Annotated in this window: 20 protein-coding genes and 1 riboswitch; of the genes, 10 read left to right on the top strand and 10 right to left on the bottom strand. The window is 69.7% G+C overall.

Features of this window, described 5'->3' with window-relative positions; all coding sequences use genetic code 11:
- Positions 1–28 precede the first annotated feature (28 nt).
- The 9 genes from BR07_RS0110685 (at position 29) to gcvP (ending at position 9191) form a co-directional block, all read left to right on the top strand.
- Positions 29–1333: a GAF domain-containing protein gene (locus BR07_RS0110685; protein WP_027505445.1), complete on the top strand. Its 1305-nt coding sequence runs from the start codon at positions 29–31 to the stop codon at positions 1331–1333.
- A 19-nt stretch (positions 1334–1352) separates the two neighbouring features.
- On the top strand, positions 1353–1961 hold the full coding sequence (locus tag BR07_RS0110680) for an NUDIX hydrolase (RefSeq protein ID WP_027505444.1): 609 nt from the start codon (positions 1353–1355) through the stop codon (positions 1959–1961).
- A 46-nt stretch (positions 1962–2007) separates the two neighbouring features.
- The gene (locus BR07_RS0110675) at positions 2008–2628 is read left to right on the top strand and encodes a CDP-alcohol phosphatidyltransferase family protein (RefSeq protein WP_051613241.1); all 621 of its coding nucleotides are present in this window, start codon (positions 2008–2010) and stop codon (positions 2626–2628) included.
- Between the two features lie 109 nt (positions 2629–2737).
- Positions 2738–3142 (top strand): glycine cleavage system protein GcvH, encoded by a 405-nt coding sequence (gcvH, locus tag BR07_RS0110670; protein WP_027505442.1) that lies wholly within the window; start codon positions 2738–2740, stop codon positions 3140–3142.
- Between the two features lie 185 nt (positions 3143–3327).
- On the top strand, positions 3328–3828 hold the full coding sequence (gene garA / locus BR07_RS0110665; RefSeq protein WP_027505441.1) for a glycogen accumulation regulator GarA: 501 nt from the start codon (positions 3328–3330) through the stop codon (positions 3826–3828).
- Positions 3828–4571, top strand: a complete 744-nt coding sequence (ftsR, locus tag BR07_RS0110660; RefSeq protein ID WP_027505440.1) for a transcriptional regulator FtsR — start codon at positions 3828–3830, stop codon at positions 4569–4571. The genes garA and ftsR overlap by 1 nt, the downstream gene beginning before the upstream one ends.
- A gap of 124 nt (positions 4572–4695) precedes the next feature.
- Positions 4696–5169 carry a bifunctional nuclease family protein gene (locus BR07_RS0110655; protein WP_027505439.1) on the top strand — a complete coding sequence of 158 codons (474 nt, stop codon included), beginning with the start codon at positions 4696–4698 and terminating at the stop codon, positions 5167–5169.
- Positions 5170–5403: 234 nt separating this feature from the next.
- Positions 5404–6006: a MerR family transcriptional regulator gene (locus BR07_RS0110645; protein WP_027505438.1), complete on the top strand. Its 603-nt coding sequence runs from the start codon at positions 5404–5406 to the stop codon at positions 6004–6006.
- A 36-nt stretch (positions 6007–6042) separates the two neighbouring features.
- A riboswitch (glycine riboswitch) is annotated at positions 6043–6161 on the top strand.
- Positions 6162–6329: 168 nt separating this feature from the next.
- The gene (gene gcvP / locus BR07_RS0110640) at positions 6330–9191 is read left to right on the top strand and encodes an aminomethyl-transferring glycine dehydrogenase (protein ID WP_027505437.1); all 2862 of its coding nucleotides are present in this window, start codon (positions 6330–6332) and stop codon (positions 9189–9191) included.
- An 18-nt stretch (positions 9192–9209) separates the two neighbouring features.
- Here gcvP and BR07_RS0110635 read toward each other — a convergent pair whose 3' ends face one another.
- From BR07_RS0110635 to BR07_RS0110625, 3 genes are read right to left on the bottom strand one after another with little or no spacing between them, the layout of a single operon-like run.
- Entirely contained in the window at positions 9210–10352 is a 1143-nt protein-coding gene (locus tag BR07_RS0110635; protein WP_027505436.1) for a metallophosphoesterase, read from the bottom strand.
- 31 nt (positions 10353–10383) lie between these two features.
- The gene (locus tag BR07_RS0110630; protein ID WP_027505435.1) at positions 10384–12162 is read right to left on the bottom strand and encodes a VWA domain-containing protein; all 1779 of its coding nucleotides are present in this window, start codon (positions 12160–12162) and stop codon (positions 10384–10386) included.
- 42 nt (positions 12163–12204) lie between these two features.
- Positions 12205–14385 carry a malate synthase G gene (locus BR07_RS0110625; protein WP_027505434.1) on the bottom strand — a complete coding sequence of 727 codons (2181 nt, stop codon included), beginning with the start codon at positions 14383–14385 and terminating at the stop codon, positions 12205–12207.
- A 152-nt stretch (positions 14386–14537) separates the two neighbouring features.
- Between BR07_RS0110625 and BR07_RS0110620 the strand changes: the two genes are divergently transcribed.
- On the top strand, positions 14538–15413 hold the full coding sequence (locus BR07_RS0110620) for an aldo/keto reductase (RefSeq protein WP_027505433.1): 876 nt from the start codon (positions 14538–14540) through the stop codon (positions 15411–15413).
- Positions 15414–15422: 9 nt separating this feature from the next.
- Here BR07_RS0110620 and BR07_RS24155 read toward each other — a convergent pair whose 3' ends face one another.
- The 7 genes from BR07_RS24155 to BR07_RS24145 all read right to left on the bottom strand — a co-directional run bounded on the left by BR07_RS24155 (position 15423) and on the right by BR07_RS24145 (position 24569).
- Entirely contained in the window at positions 15423–16316 is an 894-nt protein-coding gene (locus BR07_RS24155) for a hypothetical protein (RefSeq protein WP_037185438.1), read from the bottom strand.
- On the bottom strand, positions 16313–17401 hold the full coding sequence (locus BR07_RS0110610; RefSeq protein WP_027505432.1) for a hemolysin family protein: 1089 nt from the start codon (positions 17399–17401) through the stop codon (positions 16313–16315). The genes BR07_RS24155 and BR07_RS0110610 overlap by 4 nt, the downstream gene beginning before the upstream one ends.
- A complete protein-coding gene (locus BR07_RS24150) occupies positions 17394–18791 on the bottom strand; it encodes a hemolysin family protein (RefSeq protein ID WP_051613284.1) in 1398 nt (465 codons plus the stop codon). Before BR07_RS24150 ends, BR07_RS0110610 begins: the two co-directional genes overlap by 8 nt.
- Positions 18792–19147: 356 nt before the next feature.
- Positions 19148–20584, bottom strand: a complete 1437-nt coding sequence (locus BR07_RS0110600; RefSeq protein ID WP_027505431.1) for a GuaB1 family IMP dehydrogenase-related protein — start codon at positions 20582–20584, stop codon at positions 19148–19150.
- A 58-nt stretch (positions 20585–20642) separates the two neighbouring features.
- Entirely contained in the window at positions 20643–21506 is an 864-nt protein-coding gene (locus BR07_RS0110595) for a DMT family transporter (protein ID WP_231476281.1), read from the bottom strand.
- Between the two features lie 8 nt (positions 21507–21514).
- Positions 21515–22963, bottom strand: coding sequence for an NADP-dependent phosphogluconate dehydrogenase (gene gndA, locus BR07_RS0110590; protein ID WP_027505429.1), 1449 nt, complete (start codon positions 22961–22963; stop codon positions 21515–21517).
- Positions 22964–23027: 64 nt separating this feature from the next.
- Positions 23028–24569, bottom strand: a complete 1542-nt coding sequence (locus BR07_RS24145; RefSeq protein WP_051613283.1) for a DEAD/DEAH box helicase — start codon at positions 24567–24569, stop codon at positions 23028–23030.
- Positions 24570–24592: the final 23 nt, after the last annotated feature.

Raw genomic sequence — 24592 nt, 5'->3', positions numbered from 1 at the left:
ACTGTGATGTGGAGCACAATCGGTGTCGATGACTCGAACCTCCGAACCCGAGCCCGCCGTCGCGGCAGGTGAGGACCCACGTCGGTACGCACAGCTGCTGTCCGCCGTGTACGACGCGACCATGTCGGGTGCCCGCGCGCCCGCTCGCCCCCGCGACGTCATCGGTGACTCGTGGCAGCGCGTGATGAACCTGGGTGTCGATCCGGAGAACCGCGGACCCGCCGATGCTGTCGACGCCGCGGCACTCGAGCAGATGCGTCGGGACTCGGGGCTCGTGGAGATCCTGCCGGAGTTGACCGGGAGCCTGCGTTCGGTTCTGCAGGACTCCGACAACCTACTGGTGGTCGCGGACCGGCTCGGGCGGGTGCTGTGGCGCAGCGGGGCACCCTCGGTGCTCGACCGCGCCGATCGGCTCGGCTTCGTCGAGGGGGCCGACTGGGCCGAGGACAGTGTGGGAACCAACGCCATCGGCACGGCACTGGTCTCGCGCTCGGCGGTGCAGATCTTCTCCGCCGAGCACTTCGTGCGCACTCACCACGCGTGGACCTGCGCGAGCAGTCCCATCAAGGATCCGCGTACCGGCCGGGTGCTGGGCCTCGTCGACGTCAGCGGACCCGCGAGTTCGGTGCACCCGACCACGCTGGCGCTGATCGATGCCGTGTCTCGACTCGCCGAAGCTCAACTTCGCGAACAGCATCGACGCACGCTCGACAATCTGCGCTCGGTGGCCGCGCCGATGCTGGCTCGGTCGGAGACGCCCGCGCTGGCCGTCGACGGGCACGGGTGGGTCGCGGCGGTGGCGTCGGTCCCGGTGCGCAATCGGGTGCTGCTCCCCGACGAGGTGACGCCGGGCCGACTGTGGGTACCGACGCTCGGCGTGTGCGATCTGGAGCCGCTGCCCGGTGGCTGGATGGTGCGACCGGCGTCCTCGCAACGCGACGGAGTGGTCGACGGGGAGTCGACGCCGACGAACATCCGCATCGACGTGTCCGACCCCTCGCGCACCGTGGTCGAGGTGTCGAGTCCCTTCGGAACCTGGTCCCACGAGCCGACACCTCGGCACGCGGAGATCCTCTTCCTGCTCGCCGCGAGGAGGGACGGGCGCACCGCGGCAGAACTCGCGACGGAACTGTTCGGCGACAACGGCCGTGCCATCACGGTCCGGGCCGAGATGTCACGGCTGCGCAAGGCCTTCGCCGGCGTGGTGCTCGCGCAGCCGTACCGGATCGACGAGTCCGCTGTCGTGGAGCTGGCCCTTCCGGCGGATCGCTCGCGCATCCTGCCGTACTCGGCGGCGCCGGCCGTGCGCGCGCTGCGCGCACCGGCCCGGTGAGCCTGGCTAGTGTCGCCTGATGGACACGCGCCTCGAACGTGCAGAGATCGTGCGGACGCTGAACGGTTTCGAGAGTCGGCTCATCGAGGGCGGTGACGAGCGGCGGGCATCGGTCGTGGTGGCCGTCGGCGGGGAGCCCGGCGATCGGCACGTGCTGCTGACGAAGCGGCCCTCCCGTATGCGCGCGCATCCGGGTCAGTTCGCGTTGCCCGGCGGGCGTGTCGACGACGGCGAGACACCGGTCGAGGCCGCCCTGCGCGAACTCGACGAGGAGGTCGGCATCCGAGTCGGCCCGGACTCCGTGCTCGGGACGCTCGACGACTATCGGACCCGCTCCGGCTACGTCATCCGTCCGTTCGTGGTGTGGATCGCGGACTGGACCGGGGACGCGGTGCCCAATCCGGACGAGGTGGAGTTCCTGTACCGCGTCACCGCGGACGAGATCGACGTCGACGCCCGGTTCGTGTCGATCGCCGAGTCGCCGCGACCGGTGGTGCAGTGGCCTTTTCGCTCGAGCCTGGTGCACGCGCCCACGGGCGCGGTGGTGCACCAGTTCCGCGAGGTGGTGCTCGGTGGGCGGCACACCCGCGTGCACGACTACGAGCAGCCGGTCTTCGCCTGGCGGTAGCGGCTCGTCGGATCCGGACGGCGCGCCCGTGTGGAAAGCTCGGGGGATGACCGATCCGGCGTCCGACAGCCCTCGCGACGTGGTCGCCGGTGTCGTCGGCGATCGCATCCTGACGGTGCCCAATGCTCTGAGTGTCGTTCGTCTGCTCGGGGTGCCGGTGTTCCTGTGGTTGTTGCTGGGGGAGCAGGCGTACGGCTGGGCGCTACTGCTGCTCCTGCTCAGCGGGGCCACGGACTGGTTGGACGGCAAGCTCGCCCGGCTGCTCGACCAGTCGTCGGCCCTGGGTGCTCTGCTCGACCCGTTCGTCGATCGCCTGTACGTCGTCACCACACTGGTGGGGTTCGCCCTCGCGGGCATCCTCCCGTGGTGGGTGGCCGTGGTGCTGATCGCGCGGGACGGCATCCTCGCACTCACCCTGCTGCTCTACCGGCGGCGGGGACTCGCTCCGCCCGAGGTGATCTACCTCGGCAAGGCCGCGACGTTCGTTCTGATGAGCGCCCTGCCGTTCCTCCTCGCCGCGCGGGTGGACTGGGTCGGCGCCGACGTGATCGCGGTTCCCGCGCAGGCCCTGCTGGTGTGGGGGACCGCGCTGTACCTCTACACCGGCGCGCTGTATCTCGGCCTGGCGCTCGGTCCGGTCCGACGCCTCCCGCTCGCCGCACGATGAGCCGGGGAGCGCCCGCCTTGCGGAGGCGGAAAGCTCGCCAATACGCTCAGCGCGAGTGCGGTTCTCCTCGTCCGCACCGCGACAACGCCTGCGAAAGGACCCGGTTCACGTGAGCCAGACCGATATCCCCACCGAGTTGCGGTACACGGCCGAGCACGAATGGGTCCAGCGGACCGGCCCCACCACCGTGCGCGTGGGCGTCACCGACTACGCACAGTCGCAGCTCGGCGACGTCGTCTTCGTTCAGCTGCCCACCGAGGACGATGCGGTGTCGGCCGGTGAGTCGCTCGGCGAGGTGGAGTCCACCAAGAGCGTCTCCGACATCTACGCCCCGCTGTCGGCCAAAGTGGTTGCAGTGAACGGTGAACTGGACGGCGACCCCGAACTGGTGAACAGCGATCCGTACGGCGCCGGCTGGCTCGTGGACCTGTCCGTCGACTCCGAGAGCGATCTCGACGACGCTCTCGAGGCGATGATGGACGCCGAGGGGTACGCGTCGATCACGACCACGTAACAGCCGTGCCCGGCGGGCGGGCAAGCACGCCCGGGCGACGGTGTGTGCAAGGTACGGTCGGTAAGGTCCTCACGTGGTTCGGCGGCACCCCGGTCGGGGAACCGCGGAACCGTCAGACAAGCGTGACAAGAGAATGTGCTGAATCGCCTCGTGGGTGAGGGGCGATCAGATCGAGGAGGAGAAACGTGAGCGATAACGGCAACGACGGCGTCTACGGAGAGTCCCCCGCGGAGACCACCTCGGTCTTCCGAGCGGACTTCCTGAACGAGATCGATTCCGCAGCGGCGCCCCAGGGCTCCTCCGACGCACCGGTCTCCGGAGTCGAGGGTCTGCCCGTCGGTTCCGCCCTGCTCGTCGTCAAGCGGGGCCCCAACGCGGGCTCTCGCTTCCTGCTGGACCAGCCCACGACGTCCGCGGGACGCCACCCGGACAGCGACATCTTCCTCGACGACGTCACCGTGAGCCGTCGCCACGCGGAGTTCCGTCAGGACGACGAGGACTTCCAGGTCGTCGATGTCGGCAGCCTCAACGGCACCTACGTCAACCGTGAGCCCGTCGACTCCGCCGTTCTGGCGAACGGCGACGAGGTGCAGATCGGCAAGTTCCGCCTCGTGTTCCTGACCGGTCCGAAGGGTCAGTCCGCAGGCGGCCAGCTCGGCGAGACGTCTGCCGGCGCAGGTAGCTGATGACGGCAGTCGGGCAGCAGTCCGGTGGCGGCATGTCGATCGGGTCCGTACTCGATCGACTGCGCCCGGACTTCCCCGACGTCACCATTTCGAAGATCCGTTTTCTCGAGGCCGAGGGACTGATCTCCCCGGAACGAACGGCGTCGGGTTACCGGAGATTCTCCGTCGAGGACTGCGAGCGCCTGCGCTACGTCCTCACGGCGCAGCGTGATCACTACCTCCCGCTGAAGGTCATCAAGGAGCAGTTGGACGCGCTGGACAACGGCATCCGTTCCGTGGGTCCCGACGGTGTCGCCGCGGCGCCGAAGGGGCCACGTGTGCTGGCTCTGGCGCCCGGAAGTGTCTCGCCCACCGAGTTTCTCGGGGAGCGGCGCGTCCGGATGAGTCGTGCCGACCTGCTCGAGCGTGCGGGCGTGGACGAGCCGTTCCTGCTCGAACTGCAGAAGAGCGGCCTCGTCTCGGCGGGTCCGGCCGGCTTCTACGACGAGGAAGCCGTGGTGCTCGTGCGCACCGCGTGGGCGATGGCGCAGTACGGACTCGAGGTGCGGCATCTGCGCGCGTTCAAGCTCGCCGCGGACCGCGAGGCGAACCTGCTGGCTCAGGTCGCCGGGCCGGTGGCGCTGGGCCGTGACGCGGGCGCGCGAGACCGCGCCGAGGAGCTCGTCCGGGAGCTGGCCGCGTTGTCGCTGTCGCTGCACACGTCATTGGTCAAGTCCGCGGTGCACGGGATACTGGACAAGTAGTCCCGAGGGCGTGCGTCGGCCGCTCGCACGGCCGGTCGTCGGCGCCGCGGGTCAATACACTGGAGAGCACGTCCGCCCCGTCGAGTGCGCGGGCGACGAGTCACAGCAGCTGGGAGGCGGCGCGATGGGCGAGATGCGCGTGATCGGTATCCGGGTGGAGCAGCCACAGAATCAACCTGTTCTGCTGTTGCGGGAGTCGGACGGCGAACGGTACCTGCCGATCTGGATCGGCCAGACGGAAGCCACGGCGATCGCACTGGAGCAGCAGGGCGTGCAACCGCCGCGTCCGCTGACCCACGATCTCATCGGTGACATCGTCACGGCCCTCGGGCGATCCCTGAAGGAAGTCCGCATCGTCGATCTCCAGGAGGGCACCTTCTACGCCGACCTGGTCTTCGACCAGGACGTGCGTGTCTCGGCACGCCCGTCGGACTCGGTCGCCATCGCCCTGCGAGCCGGCGTGCCGATCTTCGCGGAGGAGCCCGTTCTGGCCGAAGCCGGTCTGGTCATGCCCGACGAGCGCGAGGACGAGGTGGAGAAGTTCAAGGAATTTCTGGACACCATCTCGCCGGACGACTTCAAGGCGACCGACGGTTAGATAACGATCGAGTCTCACCCTTGAGTTGAGGTTGAGGCTTACCGCGTGGCGCGTTGCCTCACGGCTCCGCGGTCCATAGCGTTCGGGTCGATGAAGGACGTGCCGCTCACCGCGGTGAGGGCGTATTCTCGACCTCGCCGAGCGTCACGGATGTCATCGTCGTTCTCACCGCGCGTACCGCACAGGTCCGCGGACGAGGACTCCAGGCGGACCATCCGAGAGGGAGAGAAACACGTGGCAGATCAGCCGCAGGAGCCGGAGCAGATGAGCCTGCTGGCATCGAACGACGTGGACGAGGTGCAACCCGGTCTCTTCCCCGACGATTCGGTTCCGGACGAGTTGGTCGGCTACCGCGTCCCCAGTGCGTGCCAGATCGCCGGCATCACCTATCGGCAGCTGGACTACTGGGCCCGCACCGGCCTCGTGGTGCCGTCCATCCGCGGCGCGGCAGGATCCGGCAGCCAGCGGCTGTACTCCTTCAAGGACATCCTGGTTCTCAAGATCGTCAAGCGACTGCTCGACACCGGCATCTCGCTCCAGAACATCCGCGTCGCCGTCGACCATCTCCGTCGTCGTGGCGTGGCGGATCTGGCCCGCATCACGCTGTTCTCGGACGGCACCACCGTCTACGAGTGCACGTCCGCCGAGGAGGTCGTCGACCTGCTGCAGGGCGGACAGGGCGTCTTCGGGATCGCGGTCAGCGGAGCCATGCGTGAACTGACCGGCGCCATCGCCGACTTCCCCGCCGAGCGTGCCGACGGCGGCGAGAGCCAGCCGACGCCCGAGGACGAGCTCGCCTCCCGCCGCAAGAATCGCGCGAGCCGCAAGACCGGCTGACCCGCCAACGCGCACTCCCATATACTGAGGAAGCGTCGACGCCGCGCGGGAGAGCTTCGCCGGGACACGGTCCGTCACAGGACCGAGCCCGACGAGCGCCGAAGGAGCAGCACCTCTCCGTCAATCTCTCAGGCACCCGGGACCGTGCGGGCTCCGACGCCTCTGGAAAGTGGTGGAATCGTCCACCCGCCCACGGGGAAAGGCGCCGCACGCGGCGGCCGAATCTCTCAGGCGCCCGGTGGTCTCGGGCATCACGACAGAGGGAGAGGGGCGTCCCTCCCTGCGTGTGGGGCGTGCACCTCGCCACCACCACGGGAGATCACGTGACCGCCGAACCCCGCTCGACCTCCGGACTCCGTACCTTCGTCGACCGCCACATCGGGCCCGACACGGAGCAGACCGCGCGACTTCTCGACGTCATCGGTGTGGCGAGCCTGGACGATCTCGCTGCCGCCGCGGTTCCCGCCGACATACTCGACGCGGTCGTCGACGGCATCGCGGACGGTCTGGACGCTCTGCCCGCGCCGGTCTCCGAGCACGAGGCACTCGCCGAACTGGCCGCGCTGGCCGCGAGCAACACCGTCGCGACGTCCATGATCGGCCAGGGTTACAGCGCCACGCTCACCCCGCCCGTCCTGGTGCGCAACATCCTCGAGAACCCGGCCTGGTACACCGCGTACACGCCGTACCAGCCCGAGATCAGCCAGGGCCGACTTGAGGCACTGCTCAACTTCCAGACCATGGTGTCCGACCTGACGGGTATGGACATCGCCAACTCCTCGATGCTCGACGAGGGCACCGCCGCGGCGGAGGCCATGACGCTGCTGCGCCGTGCCGGCAAGTCGAAGTCGGCCCGCCTGGTCCTCGACACCGACCTGTTCCCGCAGACCCGCGCCGTCATCGCGACGCGCGCGGAGCCGCTCGGCATCGAGCTCGTCGACGCCGACCTCGCGGCGGGCCTGCCCGAGGGCGAGTTCTTCGGTGTCGTGTCGCAGACGCCGGGAGCATCGGGCCGCATCGTCGACCTCACGTCGGTGATCGCCGAGGCGCACGATCGGGGCGCCCTCGTGGCCGTCGGCGCGGACCTCCTCGCCGCCACTCTCGTCACCTCGCCCGGCGAGCAGGGGGCCGACGCGTGCTTCGGCACGTCGCAGCGGTTCGGCGTCCCGATGGGCTTCGGTGGACCCCATGCGGGATACCTGGCCGTGCGCACCTCCCACGCTCGTCAGTTGCCGGGCCGCCTCGTCGGCGTCTCCGTCGACGCCGACGGATCGCCCGCCTACCGCCTGGCTCTGCAGACACGTGAGCAGCACATCCGCCGCGAGAAGGCGACGTCCAACATCTGCACCGCGCAGGTGCTCCTCGCCGTCGTCGCCGCGATGTACGCGAGCTACCACGGTGCCGACGGGCTCACCGCCATCGCGCGGCGCGTCGCCGGCCACGCGGCCTCGCTGGGTGCCGCGCTGCGCGCCGGTGGCGTCACCGTGGTGCACGAGAACTACTTCGACACCGTCCTCGCCCGCGTACCCGGCCGCGCGGCCGAGGTGGTCGCCGCCGCGAAGACGACCGCCGCGATCAACCTCCGCTTCGTCGACGACGACCACGTCGGCATCTCCTGCGACGAGGCCACGATCGACGCTCATGTGCAGGCCGTGCTGCAGGCCTTCGGTGTCGAGCCGGCCTCCGGCTCCGCGCCGATCACCGTTCCCGACGCCCTCTCCCGTACGTCGGAGTTCCTGACGCACCCGGCGTTCACGCGGTACCGCACCGAGACCGCCATGCTCCGGTACCTCCGCGCGCTGTCCGACAAGGACATCGCCCTCGACCGCAGCATGATCCCGTTGGGCTCGTGCACCATGAAGCTCAACGCCACCGCGGAGATGGAGCCCATCACGTGGCCGGGCTTCAACGCCCTGCACCCCTTCGCACCCGCTGACGATGCTCCCGGCATGGCGCGCATCATCAGCGACCTCGAGGAGTGGCTCGTCGCGGTCACCGGCTACGACGCGGTGTCCCTGCAGCCGAACGCGGGCAGCCAGGGCGAGTACGCAGGCCTGCTGGCGATCCGCAACTATCACCGCAGCCGCGGGGACGACGCACGCACCATCTGCCTCATCCCGTCCAGCGCCCACGGCACCAACGCGGCGTCCGCCGTGATGGCCGGGATGAAGGTCGTGGTGGTGGCGTGTCGCACCAACGGTGACGTGGACGTCGACGACCTGCGCGCCAAGGTGGCCGAGCACGCCGAGTCGCTGGCCGCCATCATGATCACCTACCCCTCGACGCACGGCGTCTACGAACACGAGATCGGCGACATCTGCGCCGCGGTGCACGACGCGGGTGGCCAGGTGTACGTCGACGGCGCGAACCTCAACGCTCTGGTCGGCGTGGCGCGCCCCGGTCGCTTCGGCGGCGACGTCAGCCACCTGAACCTGCACAAGACGTTCTGCATCCCGCACGGCGGCGGCGGCCCCGGCGTCGGTCCGATCGGCGTCCGCTCCCACCTCGCGCAGTTCCTGCCCGGACACCCGTTCGTGGAGGGTCTCGGTGAGACCGGTGCGATCTCGGCCGCACCGTACGGTTCGGCGTCCATCCTGCCGATCACGTGGGCCTACATCCGCATGATGGGTGCCGCCGGTCTACGGCGCGCGACCCTCACCGCGATCGCGTCGGCGAACTACATCGCCCGCCGACTCGACGAGTACTTCCCGGTGCTCTACACCGGCGATCGCTCGATGGTCGCGCACGAGTGCATCCTCGATCTGCGGCCCATCACCAAGCGCACCGGGGTGACGGTCGACGATGTCGCGAAGCGGTTGGCGGACTACGGTTTCCACGCACCGACGATGAGCTTCCCGGTGTCGGGCACCCTCATGATCGAGCCGACCGAGAGCGAGAATCTCGACGAGATCGACGCCTTCGTCGACGCCATGATCGCCATCCGCGCGGAGATCGAACGAGTGGCGTCGGGGGAGTGGACCGTGGACGACAACCCGCTCCGGGGCGCGCCGCACACGGCGCACTGCCTCGTCACGGACTGGACGCACCCGTACTCGCGCGAGGAGGCCGTCTACCCGGCCGGCACCTCGCGCGCCAAGGTGTGGCCGTCGGTGCGGCGGATCGACGGCGCACACGGCGATCGCAACCTCGTGTGCTCCTGCCCGCCGATCGAGGCCTTCGCCTGACCCACTGACGCGATGTGATCAGCGCGCCGTCCGGAGCTCCAGCAGAGAGATCTCGGGCGGCGCGCCGATGCGTACCGGGGGACCCCAGGCGCCGGCGCCGCGGGTGGTGTACAGCGTGGTGTCGCCGATGGTGTCGAGGCCCTGGACCGAGGGCTGTTGCAGCGGTACGAGATACACGATCGGCCAGATCTGTCCGCCGTGGGTGTGGCCGGAGACCTGCATGTCCACACCGAGATCGGACGCCTGCGTCGCCTGCTTGGGCTGGTGCGCCGAGAGCAACTGGAAACGGGCCGGGTCGGTGCCCTCGAGGGCTGCCGCCAGATCCGGCTCGTACGGTTCCGGCGCCGTGAGGTCCTCGATGCCGACCAGGTCGATCGTGTCGACGCCGCGGGTGAGCGGGACCGTCTCGTTGCGCAGGACCCGCAGTCCCAGCGAGTCGTACAGGTCGAGCCACGCGCCGCCGTCGCCCGCATAGAACTCGTGGTTGCCGCTGGTGACCACGACACCCAGGGGCGCCGACAGTTCGCTCAGCGGAGCCAGTGCCGGGCCCACGAGGTCCACGGTTCCGTCGACGAGGTCCCCGGCGATGATGACGAGATCCGGCTTCTCCGCCATGAGGGTGTCGACGACCCCCTGCACGAACGCCTCGCCGCGCGCCGGGCCGACGTGCAGGTCGGACACCAGTCCCACCCGCACACCGTCGAACGACGCGGGCAGTGCTGCGAGTTCGACTGTCGTCCGGGTCACCTTCGGGGTGGCGGCCGCGACGGCTCCGTACGCGACGGCCACCACGGTGCCGAGGACGAGAACGGCGGTGGCGGGACGCACGAAGGTGCGCCGTGCGGACACCCCGTCGCGGTGGGCGACACGCGCTCCGATCCGCACCACCAGGGCGCCCACGGCGATCAGCAGGGAACCGAGGCAGAGGTACAGGAGTGCGGCGAGCCAGGTCAGACCCGGGTACGCGACGTAGCGGGCCCACGAGGGATCCAGTACCTCACCGCTGCCGATCCCGACCACCGCGGCGGCCCAGAACACCACGAGAACGGCATCTGCGGCGAGGCGCGCGGCGCCGGTGAGTCCGGTGGCCACCACCAGACGGCGGTGCAGGACGAACGTCACGATCGCCAGGAGCACGGCGAACGTCAGCATGCGAATCACGGGGAAGCCCTTCGGCATTCGGTGGAGATCGTCACCGGTCGGAGGACAATCGGTCGAGCGTGGCGGTGAGTGTGGGGTCGGAGGAGGACACCTCGACGAGGTCGCCTCCGGTCTGGCCCGCGAGGCTGCGCAGCGTTGCGATGTCCGAGTTCTGGGTCAGCGAGACCACGTCGATGCGGACCGGACGCGCAGGGTCCGACGCGGCCGCGATCGACTGGAGGAAGGACGCGGCGGAGATCGAGGTGTCGTCGTTCGGGCCGTCGGTGACGAGAAGAACCGAGTTGGTCCCGTCGCCCGACCAGTTCTGCACCGCCGATTCGTAGGCCGCCTGCACGGAGGCGTAGGTCGAGGTGGCGGTGGCGGGAGACAGACCGGCGAAAGAGCTGTCCAGTGCGGCGCGGGACTCGGAGTTCGCCTCCGTGAGCGGTACCTCCACCCGGTACGGCCGTGATCCGTCCAGTGCCCGGCTGTACGTCCACAGGCCGATCCGGCTGGTGTCGGGAACCGCGCCGATCACCTGACGCAGGGCGGACGTCACGTTGGTCAGGCGCGTGGCGGACCCGTCGATCGACTCCATCGATCCCGACACGTCGAGCAGGACGGTGGTGCTCGACGGGCGGGTGGGTGACGCGAGGGTGTCGAGCACCGCCGTACGCGCCGCCGGCTCGGGCGATGCGGCGGGCTGACCGATCGCCGGGAACGTCAGTCCCGCCACCGACGGAGGTGTCGCCTCGGTGGTTCCGTCGGCGGTGGGAACGCGGAATCCCTGTCGCAGGAACGCCTGCTGCTGATCGGCTCCGCGGGCGAACTCCGCGAACGCGGCCGCAGCCGCGCGTCCGGTCGCATCACCGTCCGAGAGCACCACTGCAGGATGGTCGGCGCTCGGCGTCGAACCGGCCGGGCGGAAGGCGGCCAGCTGCTGGCCCTCCGTGATCCGGCCGTACAACTGCTGTTCGGTGACCGGGACGGCGTGGACCGGGGCGGCCGCGGGGTCGTCGCCCTGCACCATCGCATCGAGAGCGGCCGCAGCATCGGCGGGCGGTGTGGGAGACGCGTCCGTCGCCGCGCGGGAGAGCGCGGAGACCGCCGACACGACGGGCGCGGACGCAGCCTGATCGGCGGTCAGCGACGCGGTGGAGGCGGTGGGATCGACGACCGCCGCAGCCACCGACACCAGAGCCGCGGTGGTGGTCGACCCCGCCGGCAGTGCCGGTCGCAGGGATCCCCAGCCCACGGCGCCGATGGCGTCGAGCGACCCGGGGGTGGCGGCGAGACGAGGCAGGTCGGCCCACCCCACGGCCGCCGCTCCCAGGGTGTCGGCGAGCGTCGGCGCGACGCCGAGGACGACGGGACTGGTGGCGAGAGACCGGGGGGTGCTGTCGACCCGCCGCGCGTCGATCAGCGGCGCCGCATCCGCCGAAGTCGCCGGGATCCACAGCGACGGACGAGGACCGGCCGCCGCGTCGGACGGATCGGCCGCGAGGGCCGCTGCCGCGACGTCCGACGCCGTCTCGGTCACCGTCGTGGTGACGCAGTGATCGCGCACCACCGGCGCCGTGGCGTCCCACGCCGCGGCGACCGTACGCACGGCGTCGGCGATGTCGGGATCGGCCGTGACGGCAAGCACGGCGTCACCCTCCACACAGGCCTTCGCGGCCTGCTCACCCTCGTCGGTGATCCGATCGCGCAGGGCGAACCAGCCCAGGACGGCCGCGACGAGCAGCACGAGAACGACGACGACCACGACGGGTCCGCGGCTCACACCGCGACGACCACCCGACGTGGACGCGGTGCGACGATGCTCTCCCACCCTCGGGACCCGTCCTCTCTCGTGCTGCTCCCGGCCTCCCTGTCAGGATGCCTGGTTCGCTGCCTTGTACTCGCGACGGCGCGCGTGGAGGATCGGCTCCGTGTACCCGTTCGGCTGCCGGGTTCCCTCGAGGATGAGGTCCTTGGCGGCGTTGAAGGCGATGTTGGAATCCGAGTTCTCGGCGAGCGGTCGGTAGGTCGGGTCGTCGGCGTTCTGCCGATCGACCACCGGCGCCATGCGTGCCAGCGAGGCGACGACGTCCTGCTCGGTCACGACGCCGTGACGGACCCAGTTGGCCAGCAGCTGGCTCGAGATGCGCAGCGTCGCACGGTCCTCCATGAGCGCGACGTCCTCGATGTCCGGAACTTTCGAGCAGCCGACGCCGTGGTCGATCCACCGGACGACGTATCCCAGGATCGACTGGCAGTTGTTGTCGAGCTCACGCTGCTTGTCCTCGTCGCTCCAGGAGGTGTCGGCAGCCAGTGGGATCTCGAGGATGTCGTCGACCGTGGCGCGGCGAGCCTTCGCGATCTCCTCCTGGCGGGCGAAGACGTCGACCTGGTGGTAGTGGGTGGCATGCAGCGTGGCCGCGGTGGGCGACGGGACCCAGGCGGTGTTCGCACCCGCGCGCGGGTGACCGATCTTCTGCTCGAGCATGTCGTGCATGAGATCGGGCATCGCCCACATTCCCTTGCCGATCTGCGCCTTGCCCTCGAGGCCCGCCGCGAGACCGGTGTCGACGTTCCAGTCCTCGTAGGCGGCGATCCACTTCTGCTTCTTCATCTCGGCCTTGCGCACGACGGCTCCGGCCTCCATGGAGGTGTGGATCTCGTCGCCGGTCCGGTCGAGGAAGCCGGTGTTGATGAACACGACGCGTTCCTTCGCCGCGAGGATGCAGGCCGCGAGGTTGACCGTCGTGCGACGCTCCTCGTCCATGATGCCGACCTTGAGGGTGTTGCGGGGGAGGCCCACGACGTCCTCGACCCGCGAGAACAGCTCGTTCGTGAAGGCGACCTCGTCGGGACCGTGCATCTTGGGCTTCACGATGTAGAGCGAGCCGGTGCGGCTGTTGCTCAGCGCGACGTCGTCTCGCAGGCTGTGCTTACCCGTCAGGGACGTCATGACGGCATCGAGAATGCCCTCGGGGATCTCGTTGCCGTCCTTGTCGAGGATCGCATCGGTGGTCATCAGGTGCCCGACGTTGCGGACGAACAGAAGCGACCGGCCGTGCAGCACGAGTTCGGAGCCGTCCAGAGCGGTGTAGACGCGATCCGGATTCATGGTGCGGGTGAAAGTCTTCCCGTTCTTCGACACCTCCTCGGCGAGATCGCCGCGCATCAGACCGAGCCAGTTGTGATAGCCGAGCACCTTGTCGTCGGCGTCCACGGCGGCGACGGAGTCCTCGAAGTCCATGATCGCGGTGACCGCGGACTCGAGCAGCACGTCCTTCACGCCCGCGGCATCGGTGCTGCCGATGGGACTCTCGGCGTCGATCTGCAGTTCGAAGTGCAAGCCGTTGTGGACGAACAGGATGCCGGTCGGTGCGGACGGCTCACCCGTGTAGCCGAGCAGCGAGTCCGGTGACGCGAGACCGACGGTGTCGCCGGAGGACAGGGTGACCGCCAGGGCGGACCCGTCGACGACGTACGACGTGGCGTCCGCGTGCGAGCCGGACGTCAGCGGCACCGCGTCGTCGAGGAACGTGCGAGCCCACGCGATGACCTTGTCGCCACGCACCTTGTTGTAGCTGGTGCCCTTCTCCGCGCCGCCGTCCTCGGAGATGGCGTCGGTGCCGTAGAGCGCGTCGTACAGCGAGCCCCACCGGGCGTTGGAGGCGTTGATGGCGAAGCGTGCGTTGAGGACGGGGACGACCAGCTGCGGGCCGGCCGTCGTGGTGATCTCGGTGTCGACGCCCTCGGTCGTGATCGCGAACGCGGCAGGCTCGTCCTGCAGGTACCCGATCTCCTTCAGGAACGCCTTGTACTGCGCGCGGTCGTAGCCGGCTCCGGGGTGCTCGGAGTGCCAGGCGTCGAGCTTGCCCTGGATCTCGTCGCGGGCCTCGAGGAGCGCCCGGTTACGGGGCGCGAGATCCTCGAGGAGGGACTGCACACCCGCCCAGAACGCATCCTGATCCACACCCGTGCCGGGCAGAGCCTGCTTCTCCACGAACTCGTGCAGCACTGCCGCCACCTGCAGATCGCCGACCTGGACGCGTTCCGTCATCACAGCCCCTCACTTGACTCTCGCCTGTCGCGGCGTCGTGCCGCGCTGGATCGCCCCGATGTTACCCAGTGGTAGTGCGGAGCCCACCGGTGGTGGCGCGCGGGACGATCACGAGCAGGAATACCTGCGACCCCCACGGCGTCGTACTCGCCATGACGACATCGACGACTTCCCGCCCCGCCGACGCGAGCGGCACCTTCCTGCTCGGTGGAGACCTCGAGATCACCCGGCTCGGTTACGGCACCATGCAGCTGCCCGGAGAAGGCGTCTGGGGGCCGCCGCGTGACCGCGACGAGGCGATCCGCGTGCTGCGGCGATCGGTGGAGCTGGGCGTGACCTTCTTCGACACCGCAGACAGCTACGGCCCCGAGGTGGCCGAGGACCTGCTCGCCGAGGCGCTGCGTCCCTACGCCGACGACATCGTGATCGCGACCAAGGCCGGGCTCACCCGGCAGGGCCCCGGGCAGTGGACCCCGGTCGGTCGTCCCGCATACCTCCGCCAGCAAGCCGAGTTGTCGCTGCGCCGTCTCGGTGTGGACCGCATCGACCTGTTCCAGCTGCACCGCATCGACCCGGACGTCGCGCTCGAAGATCAGGTCGGCGAACTGAAGGCGCTGCAGGACGAGGGCAAGATCCGGCACATCGGCCTCAGCCAGGTGTCCGTCGAGGAGGTGACACAAGCACAGAGGATCGCTCCGATCGTGTCCGTCCAGAACCTCTTCAACCTCACGGACCGCTCCTCCGAGGAGCTCCTCGACTGGTCGACCGAGCAGAACATCGGCTTCATTCCGTGGTTCCCGCTCGCCACCGGAAAGCTCACCGGCGAGGGCAGCCCGCTGACGGAGCTGGCCCAGCGGCACGGCGTCTCCGCGTCACAGCTCGCCCTCGCGTGGCTGTTGCGTCGATCCCCGGTGATGCTGCCGATTCCCGGAACGTCGTCGGTGTCCCACCTCGAGGACAACGTCGCCGCCGCGAGCATCGAGCTCAGCGACGAGGAGTTCGCCGAACTCTCGGCCGTGGGCGTCTGACCCGAACCGTCAGCGCAGATCGGCGAGCAGGCCGCCGATCGCGACTCGCAGAGCGGCGCCTCGTTCCGCGATCGCCGACTGGGAGCGCACATACTCGGCGCGCCCGGTCGGGGTCTCGACACGCACGGGAGAGTAGCCGTACGCCGTGAGGTCGTACGGGCTCGCCCGCATGTCCAGTTCACGCGCCGTCATCGACAGCGCGAAGCAGTCGAGCAGCAGTTCGGACGGCAGCAGCGGTCCGAGCTTCGCCACCCACTTGTACAGATCCATCGACGCGTGCAGGCAGCCCGGCTGTTCCGTCAGGAGCCGGTGCTCCGGCGTCAGCTCGAGCGCGTTCCGCGGGACCGCGTCCGGGGTGAAGAAACGGAACGCGTCGTAGTGGGTGCAGCGCAACGGCATCGACTCCACCACCGCGTCGGTGCCGTCGTGACCGAGGCGCAGCGGCACGTCGTGACGCAGAGCCTCGTCCCCGCCGCGGTAGACCATCGCCCACTCGTGCAGACCGAAGCAGCCCAGCTGCGCGGGGCGGGTGGCCGTCCGGCCGATCAGGGTGCTCACGAACTCGATCGCGGACGACCGCCGGTCGAGGAACTCGGACGACACCGTGACGCCGGGTCGCCCGCCCACGGCGACGTCCACGTACCCGGAGCGTCCGCGGTAGTCCTCGATGCCCGGCCCGGTCAGTACCGAGCCGTGACCGGGGTGCCACCGGCGCAGATGGCCCGGCTTGAGGCTGTAGTAGGTGAAGAGGAAGTCGAGCACCGGATGCGGCTCGCCGACCGCGCGCCGCTCCAGATAGGCACCGATCATCTCGTCCACCCGCTCGCCGTGAGCGAGCCGCCGAGGATGCCACGCGTCCGGTCCGAGAACGACGAGATCGGTGTCCGACACGACGGACGTCACGGCGCGTCGGGCCCGGGGACGACGTCCTCCACGAGGTGGGTGCCGTCGCGCACCGTGCCGACGAACTCCTCGACGAGGTCCTCGAGAGCGACGATGCCGATGGTGCCCCTGCCCGTCTCCACCACGGCGCCGAGGTGACTGCGTCGGCGGCGGAGACCGGCCAACGCCTCGTCGAGAGGGGTGCGCGCGTCGATGATCGGCAGAAGGCGGACGTCCGAGCGCGGGATGATCGTCCCCGAGTCGGCCAGCGGGTCCGCCATCAGATCGAGGACGTCCTTGATGTGGAGATACCCGATCATGCCGTCGGTCTCGTCGCGGACCGGGTACCGCGAGAAACCGGTCTCGCGGACCGCCTCCTCGATCGCACCCAGCGTGGGTCCCTTGGGTCCGCAGACCACCGTGCGGGCCTTGTCCAGCGGGATGAGGACCTCCCGCACGGTGCGACCCGACGTCTCGAGAGCCTGCGTCAGCCGGCGGTGCTCCTCCTCGTCGATGAGTCCCTCCGAGCGGGACTCGCCGATCATGTCGGAGAGCTGGTCCGCCGACACCGACGAGTCCAGCTCGTCCTTCGGCTCGACGCGCAACAACCGCAGTGTGCCGTTGGCGCACAGGTTGTAGAACGAGATCAGCGGCTTCGCGACGCGCAACCACCACAGATGCACGGGCACCAGCAACATCGCCGTCGCTTCCGGTCCGGCGATGGCGATGTTCTTCGGCACCATCTCGCCGATGAGGATGTGCAGGATCACCACGATGCCCAGGGCGAGGGCGAACCCGATGGGGTGCAGCAGGGAGTCGGGTACGCCGAGCAGCTCGAACGGACGCTCGATCAGGTGGGCCACGGCGGGTTCCGCCACGCGCCCGAGCAGGATCGAGCAGATGGTGATGCCGAGCTGCGCGGCCGCGAGCATCATCGACAGGTTCTGACCGGCCTCGATGACCGTCTGAGCCCGCTTCTTGCCCTGCACCGCCAGACTCTCTAGGCGGTCGCGGCGTGCCGAAATCAGAGAGAACTCGGCACCGACGAAGAAGGCGTTGAGGAGCAGGAGGACGACCGCGAGGCCGACGGCGAGAAGGTCACCCATCGAGGGCCTCCCGGTCGTGCTCGCGGACGGTCTCGGCGCGCAGCCGGGTGATCTCGTCCTCCGCGGCCGGGCGAACGAGGATCCGGTCGATCCGGCGCCCGTCCATCGCGTCCACGCGCGCGACCCAGCCGCCCTCGTCGGACTCGAGGTCTCCGCTCGGGGGCGGCAGGATGACCTGGTCGCCGGCGTCGGGGATGCGTTCGAACTGCGTCAACACCAGGCCACCGAGGGTGTCGTACTCGCCCTCGGGTGCCGCGTACCCGGTGAACTCGGTGACCTCGTCGATGCGCAGGAGTCCGGAGCAGAGCCACCCGTCGGCGACGCGTTGGACGTCGACCTCGCGGGTGTCGTGCTCGTCGCGGACGTCGCCGACGATCTCCTCGATGAGGTCCTCCATGGTGACGATGCCCGCGGTGCCGCCGTACTCGTCCACCACGATGGCGACCTGCATGCCGTCGGCGCGCACCCGTTCCATGACGGTATCGCCGTCCAGGCTCGAGGGGACGTTGGGGACACGCTGCGCGAGGGAGCTGACCGTCGTTCCGGCGCGGCGCTCGGCGGGCACGGTGAACGCGTGCTTGATGTGAACGACGCCCACGGTGTCGTCGAGGTCGCCGTTGACGACGGGGAACCGGGAGAACCCGGTGCGGGCCGCGGTGTCGATCAGGTCGGCGACCGTGTCGTCCGCGGCGAGGGTCTCGATCTTCACGCGGGGGGTCATCAACTCCTCCGCCGTGCGCTCGCCGAACTGCAGCGAGCGGTCGACGAGGAGAGCGGTGCGATGGTCGATGGAGCCGTGTTCCGCGGAGGAGCGCACCAGCGACCCGAGTTCCTGGGGCGAGCGCGCCGAACGCAGTTCCTCCGCGGGCTCGACGCCGAGGCGGCGGACCACCCAGTTCGCGGAACCGTTGAGACCGTTGATGGCCCAGCGGAAGACGAGGGAGAATCCTGCCTGCAGGCCGGCCGTCGCCCGCGCCATTTTCATCGGATTGGAGATGGCCATGTTCTTGGGCACCAGCTCGCCGAACACCATCGACGCCGACGTGGCGATGACGAGCGCCAGCACCAGTGACACGGCGCCGGCGAGCGAGTCGGACGCACCGAGTGCCGTGGCGGCGGGGGTGATGAACCGCGCCAGCACCGGTTCGGCGATGTAGCCGGTGATCAGTGTGGTGATGGTGATGCCGAGCTGCGCACCGGAGAGCTGGAACGACAGCGTCCTGTGCGCGTGCTGGACCTGGCGGGAGCGCATGTCACCGTCGCGGGCCGCCGCGTCGACGGTGCTGCGTTCGAGTGCGGTGAGGGAGAACTCCGCGGCGACGAAGATCGCCGTTCCCGCCGTCAGCGCGACGAAGCCCACGAGGGACAGGATCGGAACGAGAACGGTCACGAGGGACACACCTCGCTGCGACTCGAGGTGGTCGTCGGGGAAGCGCCGGGTGAGCCCGGCGACCTAGAGGAGCCCTCCGGAGAGAGACCGCCGGACGACTCCCCGTCGGGGGAGGGGCGGTCTCGGGACGGTCGTTCCGGGGACGGAGTGCCGGACCCGGGGGTCGGCGTCGTCGTGGGTGCCTCGGGCACCGGTGTCCTTCCTGTCGTGTGGCGTTCGCATGGAGGCGACGCCTGCGCCGCAGAATCGGCGCGTGTCACAGCGGTACCCGCTCGGGGGCGCCGCTATCGCACACATCGTATCGTCGCCGACCCGGAATCACCGAGTCGGCGGCGTGAGCACGAGTGCGGCCGAGATCACCAGCCGGACGGGAGCGGCCGCCCCTCGGCGAAGCCCGCCGCAGACTGGATGCCGAGCACGGCATCCCGATGCAGCTCCTCGAGCGAGCGCGCACCGGCGTACGTGCAGGTGCTGCGCACACCCGCGCAGATGTGATCGATGAGGTCCTCGACACCGGGCCGCTCCGGATCGAGGCGCATCCGCGAGCTGGAGATGCCTTCCTCGAACAGGCCCTTGCGCGCCTGGTCGAACGCGCTGTCCGCCGCGGTGCGTGCGGCCACGGCTCGCTTCGACGCCATGCCGAAGCTCTCCTTGTAGGCCACCCCGGCGGCGTCGACGCGGAGATCTCCGGGCGACTCGTGGGTGCCGGCGAACCAGGACCCGATCATGACGTTGGAGGCACCCGCAGCGACGGCGAGCGCGACGTCGCGGGGATGTCGGACCCCGCCGTCGGCCCACACGTGCTTGCCCAGCTCGCGCGCCGCGGCGGCGCACTCCTCGACGGCCGAGAACTGCGGGCGGCCCACGCCGGTCATCATGCGGGTGGTGCACATGGCGCCGGGGCCCACACCGACCTTGACGATGTCCGCGCCGGCCTCGATCAGGTCACGGGTACCTGCTGCTGACACGACGTTGCCGGCGACCAGGGGCACGCCCAGATCGAGCGCCGCGACGACGGCCAGCGCATCGAGCATCTTCTGCTGGTGGCCGTGGGCGGTGTCGAGCACCAGGACGTCGGCCCCGGCCTCGACCAGGGCGGCGGCCTTCGCGCCCACGTCACCATTGATGCCGACGGCGGCGGCGATGCGCAGGCGTCCGTCGGCGTCGGTGGCGGGCCGGTAGATGCCGGCGCGCAGCGCACCGGTGCGGGTGAGCACTCCCGCGAGTGCGCCGTCCGGTCCGGTCAGCACGGCGAGGTTCTCGTGCCGGGCCTCGAGCTGCTCGAAGATCTCGCGGGGACTCGTGTCCACGGAGGCCGTCACGAAGTCCTTGTCCATCACCGTCGAGAGGCGCGCGAAGCGATCGACGTCCGTGCACGACGCCTCGGAGACGATGCCCACGGCGGTGTCACCGTCCACGACCACGACGACGCCGTGGGCACGCTTGGGCATGAGGGCGAGAGCGTCGGAGACCGAGTCCTCCGCCGTCAACACGACCGGGGTGTCCGCCACCAGGTTCCGGCTCTTGACGAAGGAGACCGTCTCGGCGACGGCCGCGGTCGGCAGGTCCTGCGGGATGACGACGATGCCGCCGCGTCGCGCGACCGTCTCCGCCATCCGGCGGCCGGCCACGGCGGTCATGTTGGCGACGACGATGGGAATGGTGGTCCCGGAGCCGTCGACACTCGCCAGATCGACGTCGAAACGGGACGTGACCGTCGTGTGGTTCGGGACGAGGAACACGTCGTCGTACGTCAGGTCGTAGGGCGGGCGCTGGTCGCGAAGGAAATGCACGGGACGCCAGCGTACGCGACCGACGGATATATCTTGCGGCGGCGACGTCGAGGGTGGGTCAGACAACCGGGACGGCGTCGTCCGCACGCCCCTGCTCCCGCGAGAGAACCACGGTGGTCACGATCATGACGATCACCGCGGAGGCGACGACCACGCCGCGCAGTCCGTCGAGGCGGAGCCGTTCGTCGAGCACCACGATGCCGAGGAACACCGCCGCCAGCGGCTCGCACACGGTCACCGCCGGCAGCGACGCCGCGAGCGGACCTGCCTGGAACGCACGCTGCTGCAGGTAGAAGCCCGAGACTCCCGCGGCGATCAGCGCGTACGTCTGCCACGCGGTGAGGGCGCCGAGCAGATCGGACTCCACCAGGTCGGTGACGTACTTGGTGAACGCGACGGCAACGCCGAACAGCAGCCCACCGCCGACTCCGAGCAGCAGCGCCGCACGACCGGGCTCGCGCGTGAGCACACCGGCGACGGCGCCGACCAGCGCCACCGCCACCACGGCGGCCAACGGCAGTGCCCACACCGACAGCGGCGCGTCGGCGGTGCCCTCGGTGGGGTCGCCGACCGCGACGAACGCCACCAACGCGACCGTGAGACCCACGGCCGAGATCCAGGTGGCGCGCCGCATCCGCAGACCGGAGTACTTCGCGGCGAGGGGAAGCGCGAACAGGAGCATGCTGACGAGCAACGGCTGCACCACGGACACCGACCCGACGGCCAAGGCCGCCACCTGCACCAGGTATCCGCCCAGGTCGCCGACCACCCCGGCCCACCACCGCGGGCTGCGCACGAGACCCGAGATCAACGAGTCCCCGTCCGCGACCGCCGACGCCGCCGTCTGCTGAGCGACGGCGGCGCAGGCGAAGAGGAATGCCGCGACGAGCGAGAGCCCGACCGCGAGCACGGACGAACTCACGGCGGAGGTCAGGCCTCGATCTCGGACCGGTCCTCGCTCCACAGGGTGTGGAACTTGCCGTCGGCGTCGATGCGCTCGTAAGTGTGCGCTCCGAAGAAGTCGCGCAGACCCTGCGTCAGCGCGGCGGGCAGACGTTCGGCGCGCAGTCCGTCGTAGTACGACAGGGCGGAGGCGAAGCCGGGCACCGGGATTCCGAGGAGTGTCGCGGTGGACACGACGCGACGCCAGCTGTCGACGGCATTCTCGACGGCGTCACGGAAGTACGGCGCCAGCAACAGCGCGGGCAGTTCCGGGTTCTCGTCGTAGGCGTCCTTGATGCGGTTCAGGAACCGGGCCCGGATGATGCATCCTCCGCGCCAGATGGTGGCGAGATCGCCGGGGTGCAGATTCCAGTCGTACTCGGCCGAACCGGCGGCGATCTGATCGAAGCCCTGCGAGTAGGCGACGACCTTGGAGGCGTACAGCGCGGAACGGATGTCCTCGGTGAAGGTCTCGATGTCCTCGGGCTTCGCCGAGAGCGTTCCCGACGCCAGACCCTTGGACGCCTCGCGCTGGCCGCGCGCGCCCGAGAGTGCTCGGGCGAACACCGCCTCGGCGATGCCGGTGACGGGGACTCCGAGATCCAGCGCGGACTTGACGGTCCAGCGACCGGTGCCCTTCTGCTCGGCGGCGTCGACGATGACGTCGACCAGCGGCTTCCCGGTCTTCGCGTCCTTGTGGGCGAGCACCTGCGCGGTGATCTCGACGAGGTAGCTCTCGAGGTCGCCCTCGTTCCACTGGCGGAAGACGTCGGCGACCGCGTCCGGATCCATGCCCAGCGCGTCGCGCAGCAGGTTGTAGGCCTCACCGATGAGCTGCATGTCGGCGTACTCGATGCCGTTGTGCACCATCTTCACGAAGTGCCCGGACCCATCGGGGCCGATGTGGGTGCAGCACGGGGTGCCGTCCACGTGTGCCGAGATCGACTCGAGCAGGGGCCCGACCGACTCGTACGACTTCGCGGGGCCGCCGGGCATGATCGAGGGGCCGTTGAGTGCACCCTCCTCGCCGCCGGAGATGCCGGCGCCGACGAAGAGAAGGCCGCGGTCCTTCAACGAGGACTCGCGGCGGATGGTGTCCGTGTAGAGGGCGTTGCCGCCGTCGATGATGATGTCGCCCTCGTCCATGACGCCGGCGAGTTCCTCGATGACCGCGTCCGTGGGATCGCCGGCCTTGACCATGATGACGACCTTGCGTGGCTTCTCGAGGCTGGCCACGAAGTCCTCGATGCTCTCGGACGCGACGAAGGTGCCGTCACTGCCGTGCGCGTCGAGCAGAGTCTGTGTCTTGGAGTAACTCCGGTTGTGCACCGCGACCACGTGTCCGTGGCGGGCGAAGTTCCGCGCCAGGTTGGACCCCATGACAGCGAGGCCGGTGACACCGATCTGGGCGAGAGGTGAAGAATCCGAGGAAGTCATTCCCCCAGCTTTCCCTGCCCGGCCCCGACGCGAAAGTCGGGGCCGGACAAGGACGGGAGAGCTGTCAGTCGCGCGCGGTGCCCGCAGCACGGCTGCGGAACCCGCCGGTGCGCGAAGCCGTTGCGCCCGTGCGGTTCTCGTCGCGGCCCTTGTAGCCACCGGTGGACTCGCCGCCGCGGTAGCCGCCGGTGCGGTTCTCGTCGCGGCCCTTGTAGCCACCGCTCGACTCACCGCCGCGGTACCCACCCGTGCGGTTCTCGTCGCGACCCCGGTATCCGCCGGAGTCGCCGCCACGGTAGCCACCGGTGCGCGGGGATCCCGAGGCGCCGAAGCGAGAGGGGCCACTGGGACGCTCGCGACGCGGTGCCTCACGCACCGGCTCGCCGGACGGAGCCTTGGCTCCGGTGATGGAACCGAGCTCCACCGAACCGGGGGAGACGTCCACCGAGGTGACCTTCACCCCGGCCTGGCCGGTCAGCCGGCTGATGATGCGGCGCTGGTTGGGCAGCGCGATGGCGACGACGGTGCCCGCCGCACCGGCACGTGCCGTACGGCCGGCGCGGTGCATGTAGTCCTTGTGATCCGCGGGCGGATCGACGTGCACGACCAGGTCGATGCCGTCGACGTGGATGCCGCGTGCGGCGACGTCGGTGGCGACGAGCACGGGGGTGCGGCCGCTCTTGAAGCGGTCGAGCACGCGGGTGCGCTGGTTCTGAGCCTTGCCGCCGTGCAGCGACTCGGCGTGGATGCCGACTGCGCGCAGGCGATCGGTGATGCCGTCGCAGCCGAGCTTGGTGCGGGCGAACATGATGGTCCGGCCACCCTCGCGAGCGGCGATCTCGGACAGGACGATGTCCTTCTGTCCACGGCCGACATTGAGGATGTAGTGATCCATCGACTCGACGGCGGCCTTGCTGTCACCGGTCGAGTGCTGGACGTGGTCGGCCAGGAACTGGCGGACCAACGACTGGACCTCGCGATCCAGCGTGGCGGAGAACAGCATGCGCTGGCCACCGTTCGCGGTCTGTCCGAGGATGTCGCGCACCTCGGGCAGGAAGCCCATGTCGGCCATCTGGTCGGCCTCGTCGAGTGCGGTGATCTCCACTGCCTCGAGGACGCAGGTGCCCTGACGCAGGTGATCGCCGAGGCGTCCGGGGGTGGCGACGAGAACGTCGACACCGCGGCGGAGCTGATCGGCCTGACGACCGAACGGGGTGCCGCCGACGGCCGGACGCACGCTCAGTCCGAGGACGGTGGCGTAGGACTGCAGCGAGTCGACGACCTGGAAGGCGAGCTCGCGGGTGGGGACCAGCACCAGTGCGCGGGGACGCTTCGCGGCGGGCTTGGTACCGGTCGACGCCAGGCGGGCGAGCATCGGCAGACCGAACGCGAGCGTCTTGCCCGATCCGGTCTGTGCGCGGCCGAGAACGTTACGGCCGGCGAGGGCGTCGGTGATGGCCATCTTCTGGATGGGCGAGGGAACGGTGATGCCGTTCTTGGCGAGCGCCGCGACGATGGCCGCGGGAAGTCCGAGGTCGGAGAACGTGGTCTCGGACGCCTCGGGAGTGCTGGTGGCAGAAACAGAAACGGGGGTGGCGCTGGTCAACGCGGTGGTACCTCTCGGGGTTG

The organism is Rhodococcus sp. UNC23MFCrub1.1, assembly GCF_000686025.1.
GTDB lineage: Bacteria > Actinomycetota > Actinomycetes > Mycobacteriales > Mycobacteriaceae > Rhodococcoides.
This window is presented reverse-complemented; position numbering and strand designations above follow the sequence as displayed.